The organism is Pedobacter gandavensis, assembly GCF_032678745.1.
Taxonomy (GTDB): domain Bacteria; phylum Bacteroidota; class Bacteroidia; order Sphingobacteriales; family Sphingobacteriaceae; genus Pedobacter; species Pedobacter gandavensis_C.
Map to the genome: position 1 here is coordinate 1143851 of NZ_JAVTST010000001.1, position 24740 is coordinate 1168590.

Genomic DNA, 24740 nt, shown 5'->3' on the forward strand with positions numbered 1-24740 from the left:
CAAGACCGGGGGCTTTTACAATGATATACCCGGATATCTTGATTTACCCTTAGTCCAGTATGGAAATTATTTTCGAAGTAATTCAGAAAGTAAGATAATTAGCGTTCCAGATTGGCTAAGGTGATCTTTAATCGTTTTTAAAGCTTTGGTAAGATGGGCTTCTACTGTTTTTTCCGCTATGTTCATCTCTTTTGCGATCTCCGGGATATTGAGTCCCTGCCCTCGGCTAAATTGAAATACCATTCTACATTTTTCTGGTAATCTACTCACAATTCCATTAATCTGTTCCTGAAGAAAGGCAGCAGCAATTTGATCTTCTATATCATAACTATCCTGATAGGGCATGCTGTTAATCATATTCGCTATCCGCTTATTTTTGCGATAATAATCGTTAAACACCCTAAATTTTGTAGCTGTCGCTAAATACCGTTCGATTATATAATTGTCAATTTCATTCCTTTTGTTCCATAAACCAATAAATACTTCCTGCACAATCTCTTCTGCGTCGGATTTGTCTTTAGTATGGTTATAAGAAATTGCAAGCAGCCGCTTCCAAAACCGTTTATAAATTTCGGTATAGGCATTGTGATCACTATCCTTAATCAGGATGGTCAACTCAGCATTAGAAAGTTTATTGTACAATCTCATCTACGATTTTTTACCATATCAATCTGAGGCGCAATCAAATGTTTCAATAGAGATGTAATAATAATACAATGTTAAAAATATATTTCGTAAATGTTAGCATTCAGGGGCATTTAAAGTCAGATAAACTTCCTTTTAAAAATAAATCACTTATTTTAGAAAACAGCATTGGTAGCTAAACCGTATAAATAAGAATATGCAGCATTTCCTTTTTTACATTGTCTTGTAGTGGTAAACATTATGATTATTATGAAAAATACCAATTTAAAGAAGTTATTATTTCTTTTCCTGTTTTCACTAAGCACTTCCCTGGCTTTCGGACAGAATAAAACCGACATATTACCACTGTCATCATTTTTCCCAAAGCAGGTAAAAGTATTATTCGTTGGATCCTTTCATTTTCACTATCCGGGATTAGATGCCCATGTCATTGCCGATAGCAACAAAGTTGATGTGGTTTCCGAATCCAGAAAAAAAGAGGTTACCGAACTCGTCAACTATATCAAGAGATTCAAACCCACAAAAATCGCCATTGAGGCTTTTCCGAAATGGAAGTCGACAGAGAAATTAAGGGCTTACAAAAAGGGTGCATACAGAATGGAACGTGATGAAAGATATCAGCTCGGTCTGCGGATTGCAGATGAACTCAAATTAGATACGATCTATGCAATTGACGATAATCCATTGGTATTAGACCCAGGAAAGTTAGACCCGGTCTACGTTAAAAACCTATTCAAAGATTACGACTATAAAAGCGACGACCCTTATAGTAAGGTATACAAAAAATGGTACGACTACGGCGACAAATTGCGTTTAAGACTAAATTTGCTTGATTATTTTAAACATACCAATTCGAGAACTTACCACCAGGCTGGGCACGGAGCCTATCTAATAGGAGATTTCAAGTTAGACCATAAAAGAGGTGCCGATGCGCTTACAATGAACTGGTACAGTAGAAATTTGCGGATATTCAGAAACCTCCAAGAAATAACCGAAAGTCCTAAAGATAGGATTTTGGTCATATTTGGAAATGGACATGGTTCCATTCTCAGGCAACTACTGGAAAGCTCAGCAGAATATGAATGGGTCGAGTTTGACAAACTAAAATAACAAAGGGCACTTACAATTACTTTATATAGCTTTTATTTATGCTGATCAAATAACCATTTAGGCACTGCTTCGCTCAGTAGCAAGGGAATGGTTATATTGTCATGGTTCAGTTCTGAATAACTGGTAAAAGTGATTTTTTTACTACCCTCAAGATTTCCATAAAGCACTTTGCTTCCACTATAGGGGTTCTCCGTATCTTTTTCCCCGTGAATAAGCCAGATGTTTTTGTTTTTTAAGGCCTTTAAATTTGAGAAATCTGGAACTGCGGCAATCGAAACCAGACCTGCAAACCGTTTTGGTGCGATACTCAACATATTCTGCGCTGTTGATGCTCCCATCGAATAGCCAACCAGGTAAGTTCTTCCGATATCTATGCTGCTGTATTCTTTCTGCAGGTTCTTTACCAGATCCAATAGCGTATAAACTTCTTCTGATGGTTTAGACACCAGTACGCCATTTTCATTTTCTACATAATTTGAAGACCGTTCGCTGAACTGCGGGACCAGAACAAAACAATTATATCTTTCATAAATCTCCTCTCTGATCCAAATTCGTGACAAGGGTTCCAATTGCTTTTCATTATCTTTTCCAATTCGTGTAGAATTATGCAGAGTGATGACCAATGGATATTTTTCATTGCTGTTATAGTCCTTTGGTAGTAAAAGGCGATAAGGTAATTCTTTATTGTTCTGCTTATAAATCAGCTTTTGAAACCTGTCTGTGGAAAGATTATTCAAGACTGCCCGTGTTTGAACAAATGTTAAACTATCAACTTTAGTGTGATTAAGGTTTTGAGTTTGGGCAGATGAGGAGTTTGCGGCAAAAAAACATAATATAAATAGGATAGGTCTGAATTTATTCTGCATGATGATTTTGTAAGCGCCTTTGTTGGCTTATTTCGTTTATTAAAACATGGTTATAACACTGCAAAATAGCTTTAAATTGTCTATTAACCGAATAGAAAAATCATTAGATTATTGGATGCAGAAACATTTTGCCATCCACAGTAATCCAACTGAAATAATTGTATGGCCACTCCTTTGTTTTATTATTAACCATTTTAGACAGTTTCTGGTCGTCTATTAGTTCGATATAGACTTTACCGCTGGGATAATGGCATTGGTATAGCTGCTCATTTGTTGTAAAGGCTATAGTTTGCTGATCAGGCGACAATGCAGCAAATTCCCCACGGATCCTGTCTTTTCCTGGTCGGGTTATTTCATAAGCTTTACCGGTTCTCTGGTTAAAAACATAATCATTATCTACCATTAACAAATCAGGCCCAATCTTCAGCATATCACGGTGTTCCCATTCCCTATCGCCCTCAATAACTGTAGGTCTGTCTATACTATAGACCTTTAAACCCGATTTTTGAGCGGTGAATAAATAAAATCTATTCCCTATATTATATGGACCGGATATGCGCGCAATAAAACTAGTTTTGGCTGGATTAATATAGGTCAGGTCGTCAAAGTTGTATTGTGAACGCTCCCGAGAAGGGTATGCTGATAATTCGGTATCGCTGACTGAGGCCACCTGAGGATCTATCCTGATCACCGTACTATCGTAAAGCACTTCATTCCACTCCGGGAATTGCTTGGATCCGAATATCCCCCCTACCCATTTTTGTTCCCTGCTTTTTAGATGTCGCTCTGAAAATATAGGCTTTTTACCATTTGGCACCTCATTTAAATTAACTTTTACATCAAAAAGTGCAGCTTGATATACTTTTTCATGCCTACAGGATGAAAATATAATCAAGGATAAACAAAGTATAAGCCTATTTTGAAAATGGATATTGGTCATAATTTTATTGTTTCATCCGCGTAACTCATTCTTTTTAATAGTCGTAAATGAGAAGCTATCCCAGCCCAATAGCTCGTCTGATTCGGTTTTATGTTGTGTTGTAATAAAATGCGGTACAGTATTTTGTTAAGTTTTGGGTAATGAATATGATGGTAGTGCGGGAATAAATGATGGGCAATATGGTTATTAAAACCACCAAGTATGAAATTCGCGGTCTCACTGAATGGATGCATATCATTTGAACTTTTAATTTGGTTCATCAGCCAGGATGTATTTATAAAACCATTGCTGTCTGTTGTAGGATATTCTGTCTGCTCAACATGGTGAGTCATAAAGAAAGTGAATAGCAAAAACAATGATTGTGAGAAATGCATAGCCAAAAAACCAGTCAGCACAATATACCAGGGCTGCATGGAGAATAGCAGAGGCAATAGCAGTATAAAAGTCAAGTAAACCGCTTTTTGAGTCCAGAATGAAAGATGAAATTTAAGGTTCTTTTTCTCTGTGTATTCGTCATTTGAAAACAGAATTACAAAGTCCTTAATAAAGACCCAAAATAGAGAATAGCTGGTATAGGCAAATGGTGCGTAGATATGCTGGTAGCGATGAAACCAAAAATGTTCACTGTTTGGGATTACACGAATAAGCTTTGAGATTTTCAAATCAGAATCGTAATCTTCGACATTTGGGGCGTAATGATGTGAGTGTATGTGTCTTTGTTTCCAAGCCTCTGCATGTGCACCAACAATGGTGTAAATGAAAATAAAGCAGAGATTGTTTAATTTTTTGCTTTTAAATACCGTGTTATGGGAAAAGTCATGAGAAAAATTAAAAGCAAAAAGCAAGGAGATAAAACCATACAAAACGAAGCATAAAACAAAAGCGATTGGACGGTCTGTTGTAAATAATGCGGAGTAGCAAACAGCGGTAAATGTAAAATAGAAGATAAACTTGGCCCATATTTTCAGCCTAAAGTTGAGCTTATTCACAATGAGTTGCTCCTCTACTTGCCTGTAAATGGTTTTTAGCAATTCGCTGTCCTGGGCAATATGAATGTGCTTATCTCTCAAACGGAATAGGTTTAAATTGTTGATGCCGCCCCATTCCTTTTAAGAATCTGAAATGTGAGGCCAGAGATTTTCTGTAAGGCATTTCCATATAGATCAAGCCATGTTTTTGAGAAAGCTCTTTAAACATGGGAAGGATTTCTAAATAATGAACATGGCAAATGTTTGGCAATAAATGATGTAAAGCGTGGGCATTGAAACCGCCCAAAGTCCAATTGAAAAATGTGCTATCCGCATTATAGTCGACAGAGGTAGACATTTGCAGTTTTGGCCAACTCATATTCAGTTTATTGTTTGTATCCGGAACAGGATGCGCTACATAGTCGGATAAATGTGAAACACCCAAAACGCCAACAAATATTAGCGAAATAAGAAAGTGATTAATTAGAAATGCCAATAAAACTGTCGTCCAATCAAAAGGCAAAAGGTAGATCGGAAGAATAATCATATAGCCTATGTAAAGAAATTTGTAGACAACGAGTTTTATCACTTCATTTCTCGGAATTTCTATTTTGATGGTTCGACTCGAGTAATTGATCAGCATCAGCGTTTCCCGCAGGAAAAACCAATTTATGGAATATAGTAAATAAAGAAATGGAGCGTATATAAATTGATACTTATGAAACCATTTTAGAGGTTGGTTTTCAGTCATTCGGAAAAGTGGATTGTTCAAAACATCAATGTCGCTACCCTCCACATTCGTGTACAAATGATGTGATTCGTTGTGATTCTTCCCCCAAACATAAGCGTTGTTTCCCTGCAGATTAAAACTCAGAGAGAATAATAGTTTGTTCCAAAATTTACTTTTCACTGCAACTCCGTGTGCCGCATCGTGCGAGATATTGAAGGCGGTCAGCAAAACGAAAAGTCCCGTCAGCAAATAAAATGAGTAAAAGCCAATCGTTGTTGTACTTGTAATCATCAGTACATAAAACAAAATGTCAAGGCTGAAATAGAGTATGATTTTAAAAATCATGCGTTTATTGCCCGACTTATGAATCCCTTTCTCCGAAAAATGCTGGTCGATCCGCTCATTTAATTCTTTGTAGAATTCAGAACCTTCATCCTTTGTAAATTTCAATTTATTCATTTTGTCAATGTTTAATGGTATAACTTCAATCTTGATAAAATGGCATCTACAGAAAAAATCGTGATCAGGACCTAATGGAATTACTTTTTAAATAATTTACTGCAATCAATTGCTTTCCTGTTACAATTATCAATAACTTGTATGATAATTACAATCAAACAACCTTTAAATATTTAAATTTATGAAAAAAACTGTAATTCTATGTACTGCTCTATTTTTTCTAATTGGTTCATTAAGCGTTAGTGCAAATAATGATCCTAACTTAAAACGAGAAACAACATTATTAAAGAAGAACAAGTCATTTGTTAAAATAAGCGGTCCAGCTTCTGTCAGCCTAACTGGCGGTCCATACACCTACGAAGCAAGCGATGTTCCTACTTCTGCAACAAACCTCAGATGGGTAGTCATGGGAAACCCAAGATTGGAATTCCCCGCTTCAGATCCTGAAAACGGCAAGACTGCGATTACGCTTAATGGATCTGATTTTGGTGCAACCGGTCAACAATTCGTCTACCTGATTGGAGAAATCGATTCTAACCCTGGTATCATTATCAGCGCCAGTGTTTATGTAACAAACTAAAATTCAACAGGATTATTTAATAAAGGAACGCATACGAACCTTCTTGGGAGAAGGATAATGGCAAGTGGTCATTATCCCTCTCCTATTTTAATGGTCAAGCTGATTTTAAGCCCCTGGAAATTTAGCTAAACTTTTATTACACTGAAACGTTTCTTTAATACCTGATGGATTTCCCTCAGATGTAAAGAAATAGCTCATGTGTTTTTCTGCTACAGTGAGTTTTACGGCAGGTGCTGGTCTGGCATTGGTAGGCAGTATCGCCTTGATGAAGGCTAAAACTACCTCGCAATATGTACTGGCTGGTATTCCGATCCTTTTTGCACTACAACAGCTTACAGAAGGACTGTTATGGCTGGCACTTTCCCATGCCGCCTATGCCCGCTGGGCCGACCTGGCAATGTACCTGTTTCTGGCATTTGCACAGACCGTCTGGCCCATACTGGTCCCCTTATCTATGTTGTTGTTTGAGAAAGATCCCCTTCGGAAGAAGATATTGTTTGCGCTATTAGGTACAGGCATACTGGCAGCCCTATACCTGGGCTATTCGCTATTGAATTTTAATGCCACAGCTAGAATAGAAGAACACCACATCAAATATTCGCTGCAATTCCCTTTCCAGAGTAGATTGCTCAGAGGTATCCCCTATATGCTGGCAACGGCAATTTCACCATTTGTTTCCAGCCACAAGCTACTCAGACTGTTGGGCTGGGTTCTTGTGATTTCTTATGTGCTCACAGCAATCATTTATACAAATTATCTCACTTCTGTATGGTGCTTCTTCGGGTCGATATTAAGCATGCTGATCCTTTTCATTATCATAAAACTAAACTCCCAGCAGGCTTTCAGAACTACAGCTCATTAGTGTCCCTGGAAATCATAAACCCCAAATATCCTGACCTCCCAGGTGGAAAAAACATTGAAAAATGCTGTAACAATTAAGCCCTTTTGAGACTAAGTTAATATTTGATAGATTGCGTAATAAAACTATATTTATCAAAAAAAAATCACAAGTCATCATACAATGGGATTATTTAGCACATTATTAGACGAATTTATAGATGTTATTGAGTGGGTCGACCATAGTCAGGATACACTAGTTTGGAAATTTCCGCGTAATAACAACGCGATAAAAATGGGAGCCAAACTTACAGTGCGCGAATCGCAGGTGGCCATTTTTATGAACGAAGGTCGGATAGCTGATGTATTCACACCAGGAATGTACGAGCTAAGCACGCAGAATATCCCGATCCTGACTACCCTGATGAGTTGGAAGTATGGCTTCAACAGTCCTTTTAAAGCTGATGTTTATTTTGTCAGCACGCGTCTTTTTTTTAATCAGAAATGGGGCACTAAAAACCCGGTGATGGTACGAGACGCAGAATTCGGCCCTGTCCGCCTCCGTGCTTTTGGTACATTCAGCTTTAAAGTACAGGATGCCAAAGTATTGCTAAATGAAATCTCTGCAACCAATCCTGATTTTAGTATAGAAGACATTAATGAGCAACTGCGCGATACGGTAGTCACCCGTACGATGGATGCAATAGCCGAATCCAAAATACCGATACTTGATCTTGCTGCCAATTACAATGAAATGGGCATCCTGATTACCAAAACCATACAACCCGATTTTACCGAACTCGGACTTAACCTCACAAAAATACTTGTTGAAAATGTATCCCTACCTCCGGAAGTGGAAGAAGCACTCGACAAACGCAGTCAAATGGGTATTATCGGAAACCTGGGTGCTTATGCTCAGTTTCAGGCCGCAAATGCGATAGAAAAGTCTGCAGAAAATACCATTGGAGGAAACCTTGGTGCTGCAGGCATGGGACTTGGAGTCGGTGCAGCTATGATGGGTCAGGTAGGCAATATCTTTCAGCAAAATCAGTTTGAGCCCAATCCAAAAGCCGCAGATACACCCCCAGCACTAAATGCGGTCGAATATCATTTTGCAAAGGATGGAAAGCCTGATGGTCCTCACAGCCTTGGTTCAATTAAAACCTTGATCGCCTCTAATGTGATCAATAAAGAAACCCAGGTTTGGAAAAAAGGAATGGCGACCTGGGCTCCGGCAGCATCGCTGACAGAGTTGTTTGACCATGAACCACCACCACTAGCTTAATTTCATGAACAACACGATACAACCCAGCATCCTAAATCCTTCTCTAAAATGTAATGGCTGTGGGGCATTGCTATATTTTATACCCGGAAGCGGGAATCTCAAATGTGATCATTGCGGAGTCAGCAATCCTATCGCAACTGATCAAACGAGCACCATCATCAAATCTTTTGATTATGAACTTTTTATAAGCAAAACCAATCAACACAAAACAACGGACGACCAGAAAGTAGTCAAATGCAGTAGTTGTGGCTCAGAAACTGTACTCAGCTCGTTTACCACATCAGATAAATGCTCTTTTTGCACGGCTCCATTGGTATTGAGCCCGGAAAACGGACAACAATATGTGCCTCCACATTATATTTTACCTTTCGAAATTAATAAGGAACTAGCTATTCATAACTTTCAAAACTGGCTCAATAAGCTTTGGTGGACACCAAGTGATTTGATCAAACAAGTTAAGGACAGCACTTCATCGCTTCAGGGAGTTTACCTACCCTACTGGACTTTTGACACGAACACGAGTAGTGCATTTAATGGGAGTCGCGGCGACTATTATTACACCACAGAAAACTATACGGTTACGGAAAATGGCAAAACGGAAAACAGGACAAGACAAGTGCAGCATACCCGATGGACAACCGTAACAGGCCAGGTCAGTAACATCTTTCATGACCTGATTGTACCAGCCAGTAAGTCGCTTCCCCCTAAAACATTAGAAGACCTGGCACCCTGGAATTTTAAATTGCTGGTTAAGTTCGACGAACGCTATATGAGTGGTTTCCGTTCTGAAACCTACCAGATTGATCCTCAACAGGCCTTTGTATTCGCCTCCGAACAAACCAAGGAAAGAATCAGAGCTACCATCGAATCAAAGATTGGCGGAGACGAGCAGCGGATTAGCGGATTCTATACCGATTTCAACAAAAGGGCCATAAAATATATCATGCTTCCGGTATGGGTCAGTGCTTATGCCTACGATAAGAAAATCTATCAGTTTACGGTTAATGCCAGTACCGGCGAAGTAATTGGAGAGCGCCCTTTAAGCTGGACCAAGATTATTCTTTTTGTATTCATGATATTAATCTTAATTACAATCGTAGTTTCATTTATGGGTTAGCCAGACTAGCTTCTCAAATATATGAATTCCATAAACACTAAAAATACATGTTTATGGAATTCATTTACCCTTAACCAGATCCTTATAAATCGCAATACGGTGTGTACGTAGCTTATAAGGTATCTTTTCTTTACTGTTGCTCTTCTGGAAAGCAATCGCATGAGATTCTTTTATCGGCATATGACAGTCGACACAGTTCTTAGCCAGGATTGCTTTGTCTTTCAGTTTCAATGTCTCATGTTTTGGATCCTGATGACAACTGATGCATTTAGCGGAATAAATTGCCAGGCTAGGCTTATTATTATCATGCACATCGTGACAGGTAACACATTCTGCCTTACCAATTTTATAACATACACTAGCCTCAAGCAGCTGCTTTTGCTTACCGTGGATATCCGGGTCTTCTCCCCTATAGGCACTATATTCGGGCAGTGTTTTTAGGGTATCCCCAGGCTTAAAATTAAACGTAGAACTCAACGCTTTGATACCGGTTCCTGAATGACATACCCCACATACATCTACCCTTTGTGTTAAGGCCAGCTTCTTATAACTCGCCATAAAATTAGCCGTTTTCACCTTTGGATTTTCCTGATGAAAGTTTACATGTTCGGCCGCAGGACCATGACAACGCTCACAATCTATACCGGCAATAAGGGAGTTTTTGACATATTCTTCCTGGACCGAAAAATCAGCACTCTGCACCGGCTTTTTCTCAGCGAAAGAGCCATGGCACTCTAAGCAACGCATATCGATTGCCCTGCCAAAATAAATCTGTTCTTCAGGAAAACCAGGACTGTTTACCCATTGCTTCTCTTTCGTCAGGTAGTTCAACGGCATTTGCATCAGTTGATTGCCATACCAAAATGCGAAGGTATAGGCCCTGTTTCCCGCACCAAAAACCAGGTCTGTATGCTCAGTTTTTTTATCAACCCCATTGATCAGCGCAGATTGATACAAGCCATCAGCACGGTTTTTCACCAGCATTTTTGTATGCTCATTAAAAACAAACTCCCCATCAGGTATCCCCAGACTGTCCGCAGAGTTAGGTTTACTGAGTATTTTTGATGCGTTAAAATGGGAATTGTGGAGCGCAGATGCGGAAAGGTCTTTATGACAGCTTACACAGCTCGCACTCCCTGCATAGGCTGGCCCACGGCTGTCCTTACTTTTACTTTCTACCTGTGTACATTGCACAGCCGCAAACACAAAAATCGCCAGAATACAAAAAATCAGGAAGAAACGTCTCCGGCCCATACATTAGCTTGGTTAGAATATCAGCAATTGTTAACTAAAATAATAAAAAATTTCAATCAACAAACAAAAAATACAAAAAGCTATATTATTAGCACTGAACTTTTTTCAATCCCGCAAACAACAAAGCCTTGTGATTCGTACATTAGCTTTACACATTCTCAAAACTCAAGCAATGAGCAACTATTCATTAACTGCAGTCATCTCCATCCCTCAGGAAGCAGGGTATTTCTTTCCCAATAGGCACTTCGAACGCATCTCAGGCAAAATACTTTATACCTTGATGATTGATAAGCTGGAAGCAATCCCAGAAATCGGTAAGATCATTATCAACACCGATTCCGACAGAATTAAAAGCGATTATTCCCGATCGGAAAAAGTAAAAGTAATTAACGTCTACCAGGCAGAACCTCAGGAGATCGAATTGGAATTGACCTCAGACAGGGCGACTGCCGCAATATTAGCACACACAGAAGGCGAGCATTTCCTGCAACTCGGCCCGATTTTCCCCTTTCTAAAACAAGAAACTATCGAGGGTGTAATCGAAAGCTATGACAAGTATGTGGTTAACCCAGAAGACAGGCGCCATGACTCGATATTTACCATTAAAACCCTTAACCGCAGGCATTATGACAGCGACAAGGATATCATACGTGAGGATCGCCCAAACACCTTTATAGAGGACGGCATATTGCATGTATTTAACCGCAGCACATTCCTCGCTGGAGGTAATCGCAAAGTGGGTAAAACTCCTTTTGCCTGGGGTGTTGATGAGATCGAAAATCTGGCAATCGATTCGGAGGAGAATTACAAGGTCGCCGTTCTTATTGATGAGAATCGCCGTCGCTTTCCCCGGGTCTTCAACAGGTAAATTATTAGATTTCCTCCATCAGCATCCGCTATCTACCCTTCCCTTTCTTGCAAAAATTAAAGCCCTGAAATCATTAGATCAACAGGGCTTTAAATAAATAAATTAAAACAGCAGCTTCCAAAGAGGCTTTCTTGTAAAAAGACGCCTATTTTCCTGCAGGTATTCATCCATGATACGTGGTCTCCTTAATATTAAGTTTGTAATCGTATCCTGCTCCGGCTCAGGAATGCTAATGGCCAAATCATCAAGCTCAACAAGATGTGTAGCTAACCATTTTGGCAATTTCGCTTTGTTGATCAATTGACTATACAGTTCTTCAGGGCTGATGTCTACATACTCAATTTCGCGACCTGTTACACGAGATAACTTCGCTGCCATTTCAACATTACTAATGGCCTGAGGTCCGGCTAAAACAACCGACCGCTCTTTTAATTCAGCATGAGCTAATAAACAATTCACTGCTACCGTCGCTACATCCCGACAATCAATATAATTCCTCTGAGCATTCCCTAAAGCCCCATAAATCTTACCGAAATAACGGATGGTAAATGTATTTCGTTCCCAGTTTTGCATAAAGGAATGAGGCCTCAAGCAACAATACTCAGCTATATTTTGGGAAAGGTAGTCGTCAATTTTACCATGCCATTGACTCACCTCCACCTTTGCTGGCAACTGAACTATCGGAGAAGATAATTTGACGATTCGCTTTATACCGCTTTGTTTGGCAGCATCAATAATATTGATTTCATGCTCAACCTGTTCTGGAGAGGTTGCAGTTAAAAGGAACAATGCATCTCCTCCGAAACAAGCTTTTTTAAGTTCCTCTACTGAATTTAAGTCCGCACTTAAATAGGTGATATTCGACTGCCCTTTACGGATCTCTACTGGATACGGACGCCCAGGGTTTCTAAGCACCCCTCTTGCCAGACAATCAGCAGTACTTAATTGGAGCATTACCTCGGTACCAACAGCACCAGTGCATCCAAAAACAACTATAGTTGGTTTATTCTTACTCATTTTTATGATTTTTTTAATGCTTGACGGATGGTCAATATTGCCGCACCCAGAAAGGCAGAAAATGTGATATTAAAGCGTTCTGATTGAAGGTTGAATATTGTGCTGCACAACATCCCCAGGCTCATCATTAACATGACGATGAAGACAGACCTGAACAACTTGTTTTGAACTAAAATCTGCCTGGAGTCGAATTGCCAGAGCAAAATAAAACTAAACACTGTCGACAATAAGGAAGACAAACCTATACTCGTATAACTCGCCGACATGAGCTCATTTTTTTGAAGAATAAACCCGGATGCAAATGACATTAAGGCTGGAAATACATAAGCTGGCACAGCTGCAACAATCAAAGAACGCAGGTTAAACGTTAAAGGGAAATAATTTGTATTTTTCATAAGAATTGATCTATTTTCTCCTGCCCAAACGATAAGTCAGCGCTGCTTTTCCATAAGCCATATTCGAAATAGAGAAATCATTCACCGTTTTTTGGTTCCCATCAAACAATTCATACCGATTCAACAATCCCATTCCAGCCTGTGCCTGAAGCCAGATGCCACCTATCAAGCGTTGATGTACCTGTAGACCTCCATGAATGCTGGAAAACTGAGCATAATCAACCTCTTTACCATTATAACCCTTATAATTTTTCAGATTAAAACGCGTCCAGTCTATGGAACCAGCCAATCCAACCTGTGTATTTGGGCTCACATTATAGAGTACATTCAACCTCGGCCAATAAAACTGGGCTAACCATTTGTTATTGGTACTTCGATAATCAATTGAAATCCCCGGGGTAATCAAAGTCTCTCCGAAAGAATACAGCGCATGAACCCCAAATCCAATCTCAAGATTCGATTCCGCACCGAATTTTCTAGATACGCCGAGTATTCCGTCCAGAATCAGATCATCAAAGGAAGCTGACTTTTTAAAGTCCGCAGCAAGCGTTGGCATCGCTATTCCCAAAATACCCCATTTACTCGAAATTGGATGACGGATAATAATTACTGATTTTATTTCATGAATTCTCTCAATTCGGTTTGGATCTTCTATGCTGTTGTTGTCATAATTGAAATCCATCAAACGATAGTTCAGATTACTAAAAACGCTCGTCTTACCAATTTTAAAAGGAGGAATAGGTAGCCAAGCATCATAAGTGTTCAGTTGAAACTTATTACCTGAGAGCCCACTTTCTGAAGGAAGGTCTTTAAAGCTAGCTTTATCATGAACAGTAGCGGCAACACCACCTACATCCTGAATAATCTGACTGTAACTTTTACTTGAATAAAGGAGAGCTAAAATGGTGATACAAACACATGACCATTTGGTCAGCACCCTGTACATACCATACCCTTTGATTTGGAGATTTCTCCTGATACCGGAATTTCTAACAGTAATTAACGTTTTCATTTTTCTTTGGATTTAATAATACAAAGGTGGACTGAAAACAAGAATTGCTTTAAAACTAAACCAACCTTTACTCGGACAAATCCTGCATAAAGGCAATTCGGTATTCCGAGGGAGTTACTCCTGTTATCTTCTTAAACAGGCGTCCAAAATAACTGGGATCCCCATAATTGAGTTCAAAGGCTATTTCTGAGATGCTCTTGGTCATATCCTGTAAAAGCAACTGACTTTGCAGGATGCTCACTTTATTGATCCATTCCTTTGGACTCTCTCCTATAGTCTCCTTGATACATCGATGGAGATAGTTTTCAGAAACAGCCAGCGCTGAGGCATAAAATGCGATCGACTGATGTTGTAGATAGTTTTTGTAAACCAGTTCCTTAAAGCTGAATGTAATTTCGGCACTACGGCTTATACTTTTACTCAGTTCTGTACTTGAGCTAAAGATTTTCTGTAATCCTGCCTGCAAAAGCGAATAACAGATTCCAAGGTTTGGATTTGGGTAATAAATCTCCGTATTCAAGAGTTCAAATAAAGAAGCCAGCCATGCACTACTCTCCCCCGGCAAATGAATAACAGTATTAGCAGAAAAGAGCTTAATGAGTTCCTGTTTTGATAAGAGTTGATTCAGCGTCTGATCTTCGAACAAAATGATATACCCAGCTGCATCCGGACTCACCTCTTTTAATGAGGTTACAGTCCCTTGCCTGACGAATAAGATTTCATGCTCTTTTATTGAAACTAAATTTGCATCTACCTGCTGTTTTGCGCTCCCCTTGGTGATATGAACGATGAAATTGTATTCCGGCCTATGCAAAGGCGTGGGTACTTTAATAAAGCTAGATGTTTTTGCGATATCATGGATCTGAACAGCCGTCTTCAAAACTGCAAAATCAGTTGACATCTCTGACATAAACTGTCCCCTGAAATCTGTTGGAGTTATTCTCTTTATTTTAGTCACAGTCTGAAATTAACAGCACAAATAATAGGCACCTGGATTTATCATCATTTGCTTCCGAAGATAGTACTCTATTTCTATAAAATAGCACTTGCAGCCCCAAATCCATCCTCAACGACTACCGAAAACGAACATTCCCAATTCTAGATACTTCAAAATTTGTTTATTTTAGCTAAATTGATGCTAGAAAAACATGCTCAAACATTGTGTTCACTCTTCCTAAGGATCAAAACATGGCCAAACACCTTATCATTTACCTCCTTTTGGTTTTTCCACTCCTTAGTGTTTCGCAGACAAAAGAAACGCTACAGGCCTACCTGGAGAAGACTTTGAGCTACCAAACCCTGACATACAAGTCATCAGGAAAAGATGTGAGAATAACTATTTTCAAGGTTGAGTTTCAGGATTGTACTTTAAATTATAACATTAAAAAAAAGACTGGTAATTCAATAGAGCAATATACAGTTAGAGTATTCTTACCTCGTGTCTCTAAAATTAATATGGCTAAAACCAAACATGGATATGATGTGTTAACTTTTAGTACCAATGGAAAAAGTATTATAAAAGAAACTCCTGATGGAGACCTGATTCATCAAAAAACAGAAACCATACCATTAACAAAACCTAATACAAAAGCATTAGAATATTTGGAAAAGCTTCGTATTAACTGTCAAAACAAATTTAACGCTAAAGCGAACCTACCTTAAAATATCCAATAGGAATGGCAGCCATATGCTGTTTTCCCAATGTTAAACCTTAAATACCCTAAATAATCGTTGTAATTTTTCTAACTAGAAATCAACAGATTAACACCTAAACCCACATTAAATCGAAATAAATCACACATTGATGCATAAAATCTACATTATTTTTCTACTTTTGCACTCCCGAAACAAGGGAACATAATTGATTCCGTAGCTCAGCTGGTAGAGCATTACACTTTTAATGTAGTGGTCCTGGGTTCGAATCCCAGCGGGATCACCAGAAATAGTAACAAAACGTCTAAAAGCCTGCAAATCAATTGATTGCAGGCTTTTAGTTTTTATCCAAAACTACAGTTTATTCAATAAATCACATATAAAAAGTGAGTGATTCGGTGAGTAAATTGAAGTTCCCCCGACTCACCGAATAAACGCGTAACTTTCTGACATACAGAAAGTTCATTCATTAAACGACTTGACGTCCATTAACTGCAAGGCTACATTTGTTTAACCTTAAATCAGTTGATTATGAAAACGAATTTCAGTATGCTCTTCTACATGAAAAAGCAAAAAAACTATGCTTCCGGTGATTCCCCTATCTATTTAAGGATTACCGTGAATGGAAATCGTGTGGAAATCACTACAGGACAAGAATGCAAACCGGAAAACTGGAATCCCAAAACCGGACGATTAACCGGAACTAAAGAAGATACAAAAAGGTTTAATGCCTATCTGGACAACTTACAGGCAATGGTTTATCGGGCACACAAAGATCTGGCTCAAGCTGACTTACCTATTACAGCAGAAAGTATCAGAAACAAATTTCAGGGCAAAGACACCGCAACACATACCCTTTTAGAGGCTGTGAAGAATCACAACAAAAAAATGAAAGCTTTGGTAGGTAAACAATATACGATTGGAACTCTAAAAAGATTTGAGATACTAGAACGCCACCTTCAAGCCTTTATGCTCGAAAAACACAAGGTATCTGATGTAGAGATCAAAGAAATAAACCATGCGTTTATCAGCGACTTTGAATTTTATCTTAGAACAGAAAACAGCTGCGCGAATAATACAGCTATACGATATCTTAAAAACTTCGGCAAGATCATCCGCATTTGTCTAAATCTGAAATGGATCGATAATGACCCGATGTTTGGGTATAAACTTAAATCTAAGCCTGTAGAACGGCCTTTTCTATCTGAGGAGGAAATCCAACGCATTGCCCAAAAACAATTTAGTACCGCAAGGCTTTTACAAGTCAGGGATGTGTTTCTCTTTTGCTGTTTTACAGGGCTTGCATACGCTGACGTACAAAAACTAAAGCTATCCAACATCACTAAAGGAGTTGATGGAAACCACTGGATCTTTACCAACAGAAAGAAAACCAATATCCGTGCGGCTATTCCATTGCTACCTTCTGCAATGACGATTTTAGACCGATACGCTGAGAATGAATATTGTGTTGTTAAAGACAGAGCGATGCCAGTGGCGAGCAACCAAAAGATGAATGAGTATTTAAAGGAGATTGCTACCCTATGTGAAATTGATAAACCACTCAGTTCGCATATTGCCCGCCATACCTTTGCAACTACGGTTACACTCTTAAATGGCGTTCCCATTGAAAGTGTATCAAAAATGCTGGGACATACCAATATCAGAACAACCCAGATTTACGCAAAAGTACTGGATATTAAAGTGGGTGCAGATATGGCCTTATTAAGAGATAAATACCAATAATATGTATAAAGAATAACAATTGAGGCCAAAAACACGGTGTGTTTTTGGCCTTTCTATAAATCTAAATGAATGTCGGTTAATTATTACCCGAATTGCGATTCTACCAGAGCTTCTTCTTATTTGCTTCGATGTAAAGACGGTTATATTTTCTATTCACTTGACGATAAGCTTTCTTATAATCTTGTTCATCCCAAATAGCACCAAGACAATTCACCTCCTTGTCAATAAGGATTATATTGCAATCTTTACTCAAAGCCGTTATGACTCTACTTTCAGGGCCAAGTCCAATACTTGAAAATTTAAGTGTATCACCAACGCTAGCTTCAATATGATAATCACCATTTATGTCGGTATAAAGCCTTAAATTCTTTAGTTTACTTTCAACACGGGCTGCTACTACCGGCTTAAGTTCCGAATCTAACACCCTTCCCTTGATGGTTATTTGTCCAGAACAAATTGAACAGATTAGAGAGAATATAAAAAACGAAAATATATAACGGACAGCCATTACACATCCAACACCTGAAAAAAACTGTTTCAGATTCATATCAACTAACAATTGACAATTAGAATTATCTATAAATTTTTAACCGACGATAATAAATCACCTGGTTCAACCCCTAAAAAAACAGCAACATCAAACAATTTCTTAATCGAAGGTTGTGCGGAGTTAGTACACCAGCTCGAAACGGTTTCAGGGGCAATTTTCAAAGCATCAGCCAAATCTTTATTTGTCTTCTGTTTTTCAGCCAGTACAGCCTTAATGCGGTTATAAGTTATTTTACTCATATCATGTGATGTAAAACAAATATAATATTCAGAAATTAATCATATTTATCATTATAGTAATGTATTTCGTCAATAGATTAATGTTATTTATTATTTTATTTGTGTTTTACATTATTATTTCTGACATTAGAGAAAAGTTGTTATAAATTAAATATTATACTTTTGTAATTCTAGTCATGAACAATTAGGATTGCATACGAGCCTCGCAGCTAAATCTGGTAAATTTAATCTCAGCGAGCGTAAGTGTAGCATCCACCACCCTATATATAAATAGGGCTGGTGCTCGCTTATGTATATTGCTGAGATCCATTCCGAAAGGTTTGGGGGTTTACCAGAACCTAGCTGCAATAGAGTAAGTGAGTTACCAGCCCTGTTTTGTTTTCCGGCATCCCACTTATTTGAGGCTTATTTAATGAGAAATTAAATAAGATCATATATGGAAATGCAACACTTATTGCCTCAGGGCATCGACTTTTTCCACCTTCCGCTGGAAAAGGGGACTGTAATACTCAGTCAGGAAACTTTAGACAAGCATTCTGCAATCAGGAGAACCAAAAGGCCATTCCTGAACATCAAACAAAGAAAGCTTTCCTTTCATCAGGAGATCCTGACTATCGGGATTACCCTTGGTGAGGAAAAGGAAGAAATGGTGTATTTACTGGTTAAACCTACTGAACTACTGGTTGGTTGCAGTGTGGACACCAGCGAAAACTACCTCAGTCGTTATGCTTATTACGTCTTACAGGATTTAATGAACCATAGCGGTGAATGTGATTTTAAGGAATTTTACTGGCCGGATTTCTTCCATCCCCGAACTGGTAAAAGCAAATACCTTAACATCATCAACGACAGATGGGGAATGAACGTTAGTTTAAAAGAGCAATATTCTTATTTCTATAAACCGGAGTCCATACTTTACTATCCGTTTAAAGAGGCTATATGCCCCAACCGCTTAAAGCGATTCCCCAATACTCAAAGCAACATTTCTGCCAGCAATGGCATCATCGGGTATTGTTTCGCTCATACCACTTTTGCTCCCTACCGCCCTAACCACTACCCATTTTCGATTCCTTACCTTGGGAAACTTGGCAAAAATAAAGAGGTCATAAAAAGCTATGCTTATTTCATTACCGATGCCGAGGCTTCGGCAGAACCACACTACAGCCCTGTCCAAACCCAGCTCCATCCACTACTGGTAAAGATGAAAACGCTTGCTGAGATACAAAACACGCAATTCAGCCATAGTAAGGCAGAAAAGCAGGAAATCCGTAATCACAATATGGAAAGAAGAGATCAGCTGTTCTATTTGTGGCAAGAGGCATATCCTATGCTGGAATCACAATCCTACACCCATTATTTCATGACCTATGGCATGAAAAATCTGGCGCCAAAACCATTTAAGAAGTACTTAATCCCCTGCGTGTTTGCCAGAGAAATCCCTGAAATTTACTTTAAATGGCTGGATAAAGGCGATTATTATGAATTAAAAATGTGTTTCCGCATTGGGAATGCCACCTTAGTGCCGGAGGCAGAAAACCCTGTCTTTTTCCTGCGTAGCGCAAAAGAGCCAATGAAATTTTACCTGTTGGGTACTCTGGCAGATTACCAGCTCAGTGCTTTTTTTGAGACGCGTCATTTCAGCATTTGCGTACTTAAAACACATTACACACCCCAGTTTCAGGGCTTCATCAGCCAGCTGAAAAGTTTGTATGAATTTAAAAAGTGACTACCAAAGAACTGTCCAATTAAAACCCATAAAAACAATCACCATGCAAGAAATCCTAAAACAGCTGGATTACCAGCCTGCACGTTTGTCCGATGATGAGCTGCAAAATCCTGAAAACTTAATCACCGAGTTCTTTGACAATACCCCTATTCATGAGTGCAGGGATCTGGTCTGGGAACTATTCAAAGGATGGACTTACCATACCGCAGAATACGACAGCAATCAGACCACCAATATGCTATTGTTTTACACCCAACTGATTGGTTTCTTAAATGCCTCTTTTGTACACATAGAAAAAGAACGTCTTGAAAGTACCAATTAAATCGAAGTGTAGATCATTTTTAGCATTTGACCTGTTAAAAATGATCTTTTCAGTTATTAATCCATATAAAAATCAAAGATTATGAATAAGCCCATCACCAAATACAGAATCAATGAGTATTTACACGCGTTAAACATCATACAATACCGTAAAGCCATGCTACTACTTCCAGAATTGCTGGGGATTTCCATGAACACCTTTCACAATTACCGGAGGATCCTGCTGGAGGACAGCAAGGATATTCCATACGAAAAGGTGGTACTTATGGAACAGCTCTTTGAATTTGAGCAGGGTACACTGGCCTACCAGAATCCAACTTCTGAAAGTTTGAAAGCATTGCACCTTGGTCAGTAGGCTACTTACCTGTTTTCTGCCTACTGTCTTTTCCGTAAATCCCCCGCAAAACTGTGCAAAGGCCAGAGCGGGCAAGGTGTTTTGCAGGCCACCCTCTATCGCGGGGAAACACACCTGCAAAACACCTTTATATTTATCAACCTCTTAAACGGGGTTTAAGAATTACGGATACAAAGCACTTACCTACTTTGCCCCATACCTTGCCCTTTACTTTTACTCCTTCTTTTCCTTCGTAGCATTCCATCGTCTACAGGATCTGCTTGGTTTGGCACATACACATCTGACATTAGTAAACTGAGCAGTCCTGCACCCGCCTTTGTACCTGCTACCAGCATATCCCCGAAAGTCTGAAATAGTCCACCTGCAACGTCCTTACTTAAATCTGAAATCACCCTACCTGTTTCAGCCCCCTGCGGAGGCAGATCTCCTAGAGTCTGCATTTGCACCTTTTGGATAGCAGTTCCGTTTTTCATGGTATTGGCATAGTAGCGGTAGTTTTCAAGCTTACCAAACCACAATAAATCTTTGTGGCTGTCAATCCCAGCTCTCTTAAAGTTTCTGGCATATTCATCCATCACTTTAGCACCAAACGCTTTCAGTTTGATCTTTGCACCCTGCCCGCCATATCTGGCAAGCAGGTGCGCCAATTCCTTCTGGCTAGGATTGATGTTGATTAAGAAAAACTTGCTTTCATCACGGCAAAGTTTCGCAATATTCCGGTCTATCTTCATTCTGACTTCCTGCCTCCCGATTTCCTGACCTCCACCATTAAACCAGTTTTCCTGTACTAAAGCCACTCCTTTTTCAGGTTGCAGGTGGTTTTCCTTTTCCAGATAGTTGACCAACGCCCCGCTACTTCCTTTGTTATCCCCTGATTCTGATGCAGTGATATTGATATACATAGGCTATATGTTTTTAAGTGACTCCCGTGCCAGACCTTGCAATTCTTCTTTTTTAGCGGATGAATCCGTCCAGCCTAATGATTCCCGACTACTGATGTATCTTTCCAGTATTTTACTGAACTTCGTTTTTAATACCGCCTTCTCGTCCAGGTTCGTCTGCGTTTTTACAATTGCTTTTTCAAGTAACATCATACCAGCTATAATTCTTCTGGTCTGTGATTCATCGCTTACTGCGTATTGGCTCAGGCCTTCTAAATACTTGCTGTGTGCATTGGAGAGGCCAAGCAACTTACCCGAATTTGAAAAAGTAGGTAAAAGGAAATCGCTTTCCTGCTTGCGGACAAAGGAAATAATACGACTATTCCCATTCGATAGCTCCTTTTTAAGCACCTCATCGCTGAGGTCTTTAGGGTCTTTCTTACTTTTATAAAAATAGTCCACCATCTGCTCAAAAAACAGCTTTTTGGTGCGCCCGAATTTCAAACTAAGGGTTTCCAGCTTTACGTCTACGGCTATGGGATAGCGGATAGATCTTATATTGATATCCTCCATAAGCTTAATCCTTGTCATTTATTTCAATCATCAGCCTGATTTGTGTTCCATTTACAGGATGCCAGGAAGGTTTATATTCGATATAGCCATAATCCGTCAGATCCTTGATATTCTTATGGTAGGTGGCAATTGACCTGATACGCGAGAAACGCATTAACTTCGGCCGGCTCACCTGAAAGGCTGATTCGGGATGTTCGCCATTACTGAAATAGAATAAAGCCATACACAAGCTAATATGGCTTGCAAACAAACGCTCATCCGAAGCAATGCGTTCAAAGTATTTACTTAATGCGTGTTTATGTATATTCAGATAGTCCATGTTATAGTTTTCCATATTTTAGCCCTCCAATATTTTTACGATTGCAGATTTATCATAGTACATACTGCCTCCGATTTTACGGAAAGGAAGCGTCCCGCTGATCCGTAGATTCTGTAAAGTGCCACCTGATATTTTAAGCATCTTCCTGACTTCTGCACTTCTCAACCACTCCTTGTTGCTCTGACCTTCTTTGTTCCCAGCCAGAAGGTCTTTGATATCCTGCATAAAATCAGTTTTAAACTGTTGCAGATCTTCCATTGTAATGATGTCCATTTTCATAATGCTTCTCCTGTTCCTGAATATTTCCTACTGAATCTGTTTGTTTTTCATCTGGTATACTGCCGAGTATACCATTATAGTACCCTACAGGGTCTTAACCTACCCAAAGTATACCCGGAGTATACTTTAGACCCCTCTAGCGATAGCTTAGGGACTAGAAAGTAGGGCTCTGCCCAACTTCCGCTTGCTCCAATTTTTTTTAATAAAATTGGACTTTTGCATTTCGCCGTAATCTTCTTATTGCCATAATTATGTGCTTTGGAGTTATATTTTACCTGAGCAATTACCAAGTATTATTTTTGCGTTTATCTCTAGTAGTGATAAATTTATATTACCAAAGGCTAACCTGGGCATTCGGTTAATTGCTATAGCCATAGTTCTTAATAGGCTGTATATCCCGATATACGCTTATATAGCTATACGTTTAGCCAGTTATACAGCCTACTAGCTATATAGATATATGGTTAGTAGACTATGTAGCTAATCAGCCTATTGCGGTGGCGGGTTTTCTTCTGTTAACTTATGTTTGATGGAGCTTTGAATTTCCTCTATGATTTTCCTTCTCCCAGATTTTATCCAAGTCGATAACTCATCCCTGGAGAAGTAAAGCCTTTTGCCTTGCTTGTTTACAGGTATTTCCCTTCGGCTTACTTTGGTGTATAGCGTCGGTACAGAAAGGTTAAGAAATTCAGATGCTTGTCCGATCGTCAGTAAGTCGGAATAAGACGAATGTCGCTCCTGTTGAGTATTTAGCAGGAGTTCTTTAATACTATCCACTTTGTCGTGGAGCGTAGTAATAGCCAGTGGTAGTTGCTCAAATGTGTACTTCATAACAGTATATTTTGTTTTTATACTGCAATGGTACTGGCTTACTTTGTAGGGTTACAACAGGTTAAACGGCATCCTTACTGTTACCCTACTAATACTTACTGTTTTTTTTGTTTCGGACGGTCGGGATAATTGAAGGAACTTTTTCTTTCATTCTAATCTCTAATATTGGCGATTTACAAACCTTAGTATCCGAAGAAATGATAGCGCTTAACCAACCTTCTGTATATTCTTTTATGTTCTCTCCTGTAGCATACACAAAGTATTTGCTAATCCATTTTTCGAGATCAGATTTCAAACACCCGACAATTAGGTTAGCTTCATAAAGCCGTTTAAAAGCGTCTGCCAGCTGATTTCCATTCCCTTTAAAGGTCAGTTGATTTTCAGGTGCTGTATTGGTATTGATTAATGCGGAAAGCTGTACATGATGCTCTTTTGAAAAATAGTTTTCCATCAGTTTCAGTAAATCACCTGTAAACTGCACATTGAATTTTGGCAAGCCTGCTTCTGCATTATAAGGTATTTTAACTGGCAAATCAAAACGACTATTTTTATCCGCTCCAGATTGCTCCAAATTTACTTTCCATTCCTCGAAAGTTTCACGAGGATACAAGATTTCCTCTACCTCATTAATCAGCTCAGTTAAATACTGCTCTCTGATCTTGACTGAATCGCTCAGACTCTCCACAAACTCGTCCCCAATAAAAAGATCACTGTAATCTGGTTGCAGATTTTTCACGATAAACAAAGAATAGAGTTGAATAGAAAATATATAATTCCTGGGATACTCTGTATTAAATTCATTGTACTGTGAATGGAAGTTCATCCAAAACAGCTTAAAACGCTCCTTTAACTTTTTGAGTTGCACCTGTTCCCTTTTTATTCTGATGTCATCTAGTGATAGCAGGTCAATCAGCGCCATATCTTTTAATACCCTGATTTCACTCCGATAACTAAATGAATTGTAAAAATGCGTTTCATGAGCAAGGCTATAAGCAGGTTTCTTTTCGTCTTCTTTAATCGATTTTGTAATTCCCCTTTTATGATAATATGTAGTTCAAACGTCTGTAACTTGATTAAAAATAGGGTTAGGTTCTGCATATTCTCCTCATATTTGGGTTCTTAGCTAAAATAACCAATTTATTAGATATTTAATTTTAAACACATAATAAAGAATTAATGTTATGACC

The 24740-nt window shown here is 38.9% G+C and carries 29 protein-coding genes and 1 tRNA gene; 12 read left to right on the forward strand and 18 right to left on the reverse strand.

All coding sequences use genetic code 11. The features are described from left to right. Positions 1-66: 66 nt before the first annotated feature. Positions 67-648: an RNA polymerase sigma-70 factor gene (locus R2S10_RS04515; RefSeq protein ID WP_316839250.1), complete on the reverse strand. Its 582-nt coding sequence runs from the start codon at positions 646-648 to the stop codon at positions 67-69. A 246-nt stretch (positions 649-894) separates the two neighbouring features. Here R2S10_RS04515 and R2S10_RS04520 point away from each other — a divergent pair, with 246 nt between their 5' ends. Beyond that, complete coding sequence (locus tag R2S10_RS04520; RefSeq protein ID WP_316839251.1) at positions 895-1755, forward strand: DUF5694 domain-containing protein; 861 nt, start codon at positions 895-897, stop codon at positions 1753-1755. A gap of 32 nt (positions 1756-1787) precedes the next feature. Here the strand turns inward: R2S10_RS04520 and R2S10_RS04525 are convergent, their stop codons facing one another. From R2S10_RS04525 to R2S10_RS04540, 4 genes are all read right to left on the reverse strand, one after another. Further along, entirely contained in the window at positions 1788-2492 is a 705-nt protein-coding gene (locus R2S10_RS04525; RefSeq protein WP_316839252.1) for an alpha/beta fold hydrolase, read from the reverse strand. 232 nt (positions 2493-2724) lie between these two features. Continuing rightward, entirely contained in the window at positions 2725-3516 is a 792-nt protein-coding gene (locus tag R2S10_RS04530) for a hypothetical protein (protein WP_316839253.1), read from the reverse strand. Positions 3517-3557: 41 nt separating this feature from the next. Beyond that, entirely contained in the window at positions 3558-4550 is a 993-nt protein-coding gene (locus tag R2S10_RS04535) for a fatty acid desaturase family protein (protein WP_316839254.1), read from the reverse strand. Positions 4551-4620: 70 nt separating this feature from the next. Continuing rightward, positions 4621-5718 (reverse strand): acyl-CoA desaturase, encoded by a 1098-nt coding sequence (locus tag R2S10_RS04540; protein ID WP_316839255.1) that lies wholly within the window; start codon positions 5716-5718, stop codon positions 4621-4623. A 181-nt stretch (positions 5719-5899) separates the two neighbouring features. Between R2S10_RS04540 and R2S10_RS04545 the strand changes: the two genes are divergently transcribed. The 4 genes from R2S10_RS04545 (at position 5900) to R2S10_RS04560 (ending at position 9537) form a co-directional block, all read left to right on the forward strand. Beyond that, the gene (locus R2S10_RS04545) at positions 5900-6298 is read left to right on the forward strand and encodes a hypothetical protein (protein WP_316839256.1); all 399 of its coding nucleotides are present in this window, start codon (positions 5900-5902) and stop codon (positions 6296-6298) included. Between the two features lie 196 nt (positions 6299-6494). Beyond that, complete coding sequence (locus R2S10_RS04550) at positions 6495-7160, forward strand: DUF6629 family protein (protein ID WP_316839257.1); 666 nt, start codon at positions 6495-6497, stop codon at positions 7158-7160. A 159-nt stretch (positions 7161-7319) separates the two neighbouring features. Then, positions 7320-8420 carry an SPFH domain-containing protein gene (locus R2S10_RS04555; protein ID WP_316839258.1) on the forward strand — a complete coding sequence of 367 codons (1101 nt, stop codon included), beginning with the start codon at positions 7320-7322 and terminating at the stop codon, positions 8418-8420. 4 nt (positions 8421-8424) lie between these two features. Further along, entirely contained in the window at positions 8425-9537 is a 1113-nt protein-coding gene (locus R2S10_RS04560; protein WP_316839259.1) for a hypothetical protein, read from the forward strand. A 60-nt stretch (positions 9538-9597) separates the two neighbouring features. On the opposite strand, the gene R2S10_RS04565 is transcribed toward R2S10_RS04560, so the two are convergent. Continuing rightward, positions 9598-10791 carry a hypothetical protein gene (locus R2S10_RS04565; RefSeq protein WP_316839260.1) on the reverse strand — a complete coding sequence of 398 codons (1194 nt, stop codon included), beginning with the start codon at positions 10789-10791 and terminating at the stop codon, positions 9598-9600. Positions 10792-10963: 172 nt separating this feature from the next. Between R2S10_RS04565 and R2S10_RS04570 the strand changes: the two genes are divergently transcribed. Beyond that, positions 10964-11659: a hypothetical protein gene (locus R2S10_RS04570; protein ID WP_316839261.1), complete on the forward strand. Its 696-nt coding sequence runs from the start codon at positions 10964-10966 to the stop codon at positions 11657-11659. A gap of 102 nt (positions 11660-11761) precedes the next feature. Here R2S10_RS04570 and R2S10_RS04575 read toward each other — a convergent pair whose 3' ends face one another. The 4 genes from R2S10_RS04575 to R2S10_RS04590 form a co-directional block, all read right to left on the reverse strand. After that, a complete protein-coding gene (locus tag R2S10_RS04575) occupies positions 11762-12676 on the reverse strand; it encodes an NAD(P)H-binding protein (protein WP_316839262.1) in 915 nt (304 codons plus the stop codon). 2 nt (positions 12677-12678) lie between these two features. Beyond that, entirely contained in the window at positions 12679-13071 is a 393-nt protein-coding gene (locus R2S10_RS04580; RefSeq protein ID WP_316839263.1) for a hypothetical protein, read from the reverse strand. Positions 13072-13081: 10 nt separating this feature from the next. Beyond that, positions 13082-14083, reverse strand: coding sequence for a DUF6268 family outer membrane beta-barrel protein (locus tag R2S10_RS04585; protein WP_316839264.1), 1002 nt, complete (start codon positions 14081-14083; stop codon positions 13082-13084). Positions 14084-14150: 67 nt separating this feature from the next. Then, positions 14151-15041, reverse strand: a complete 891-nt coding sequence (locus tag R2S10_RS04590; protein ID WP_316839265.1) for a helix-turn-helix transcriptional regulator — start codon at positions 15039-15041, stop codon at positions 14151-14153. Between the two features lie 230 nt (positions 15042-15271). On the opposite strand from R2S10_RS04590, the gene R2S10_RS04595 reads away from it, so the two are divergent. The 3 genes from R2S10_RS04595 (at position 15272) to R2S10_RS04605 (ending at position 17479) form a co-directional block, all read left to right on the forward strand. Beyond that, positions 15272-15745 (forward strand): hypothetical protein, encoded by a 474-nt coding sequence (locus R2S10_RS04595; RefSeq protein WP_316839266.1) that lies wholly within the window; start codon positions 15272-15274, stop codon positions 15743-15745. A 201-nt stretch (positions 15746-15946) separates the two neighbouring features. Continuing rightward, a tRNA-Lys gene (locus tag R2S10_RS04600) sits at positions 15947-16022 on the forward strand. 245 nt (positions 16023-16267) lie between these two features. Next, positions 16268-17479 carry a site-specific integrase gene (locus R2S10_RS04605; protein ID WP_316839267.1) on the forward strand — a complete coding sequence of 404 codons (1212 nt, stop codon included), beginning with the start codon at positions 16268-16270 and terminating at the stop codon, positions 17477-17479. A 100-nt stretch (positions 17480-17579) separates the two neighbouring features. Here R2S10_RS04605 and R2S10_RS04610 read toward each other — a convergent pair whose 3' ends face one another. Continuing rightward, positions 17580-18026 carry a hypothetical protein gene (locus R2S10_RS04610; protein ID WP_316839268.1) on the reverse strand — a complete coding sequence of 149 codons (447 nt, stop codon included), beginning with the start codon at positions 18024-18026 and terminating at the stop codon, positions 17580-17582. A 29-nt stretch (positions 18027-18055) separates the two neighbouring features. After that, positions 18056-18268 (reverse strand): helix-turn-helix transcriptional regulator, encoded by a 213-nt coding sequence (locus R2S10_RS04615; protein ID WP_316839269.1) that lies wholly within the window; start codon positions 18266-18268, stop codon positions 18056-18058. Positions 18269-18704: 436 nt separating this feature from the next. On the opposite strand from R2S10_RS04615, the gene R2S10_RS04620 reads away from it, so the two are divergent. The 3 genes from R2S10_RS04620 to R2S10_RS04630 all read left to right on the forward strand — a co-directional run bounded on the left by R2S10_RS04620 (position 18705) and on the right by R2S10_RS04630 (position 20670). Further along, positions 18705-19994, forward strand: a complete 1290-nt coding sequence (locus R2S10_RS04620; RefSeq protein WP_316839270.1) for a hypothetical protein — start codon at positions 18705-18707, stop codon at positions 19992-19994. A 43-nt stretch (positions 19995-20037) separates the two neighbouring features. Beyond that, positions 20038-20316, forward strand: coding sequence for a hypothetical protein (locus R2S10_RS04625; protein WP_222539242.1), 279 nt, complete (start codon positions 20038-20040; stop codon positions 20314-20316). Between the two features lie 81 nt (positions 20317-20397). After that, a complete protein-coding gene (locus R2S10_RS04630; RefSeq protein WP_316839271.1) occupies positions 20398-20670 on the forward strand; it encodes a hypothetical protein in 273 nt (90 codons plus the stop codon). A 179-nt stretch (positions 20671-20849) separates the two neighbouring features. Here the strand turns inward: R2S10_RS04630 and R2S10_RS04635 are convergent, their stop codons facing one another. The 6 genes from R2S10_RS04635 to R2S10_RS04660 form a co-directional block, all read right to left on the reverse strand. After that, the gene (locus R2S10_RS04635) at positions 20850-21572 is read right to left on the reverse strand and encodes a DUF5712 family protein (protein ID WP_316839272.1); all 723 of its coding nucleotides are present in this window, start codon (positions 21570-21572) and stop codon (positions 20850-20852) included. 3 nt (positions 21573-21575) lie between these two features. Continuing rightward, positions 21576-22124 carry a BfmA/BtgA family mobilization protein gene (locus R2S10_RS04640; RefSeq protein WP_316839273.1) on the reverse strand — a complete coding sequence of 183 codons (549 nt, stop codon included), beginning with the start codon at positions 22122-22124 and terminating at the stop codon, positions 21576-21578. A 4-nt stretch (positions 22125-22128) separates the two neighbouring features. Beyond that, positions 22129-22458, reverse strand: coding sequence for a hypothetical protein (locus tag R2S10_RS04645; RefSeq protein ID WP_316839274.1), 330 nt, complete (start codon positions 22456-22458; stop codon positions 22129-22131). 3 nt (positions 22459-22461) lie between these two features. Beyond that, a complete protein-coding gene (locus tag R2S10_RS04650; RefSeq protein WP_316839275.1) occupies positions 22462-22716 on the reverse strand; it encodes a helix-turn-helix domain-containing protein in 255 nt (84 codons plus the stop codon). A 495-nt stretch (positions 22717-23211) separates the two neighbouring features. Next, the gene (locus R2S10_RS04655; protein WP_316839276.1) at positions 23212-23553 is read right to left on the reverse strand and encodes a helix-turn-helix domain-containing protein; all 342 of its coding nucleotides are present in this window, start codon (positions 23551-23553) and stop codon (positions 23212-23214) included. A gap of 88 nt (positions 23554-23641) precedes the next feature. Next, positions 23642-24472, reverse strand: coding sequence for a hypothetical protein (locus R2S10_RS04660; RefSeq protein ID WP_316839277.1), 831 nt, complete (start codon positions 24470-24472; stop codon positions 23642-23644). Positions 24473-24740: the final 268 nt, after the last annotated feature.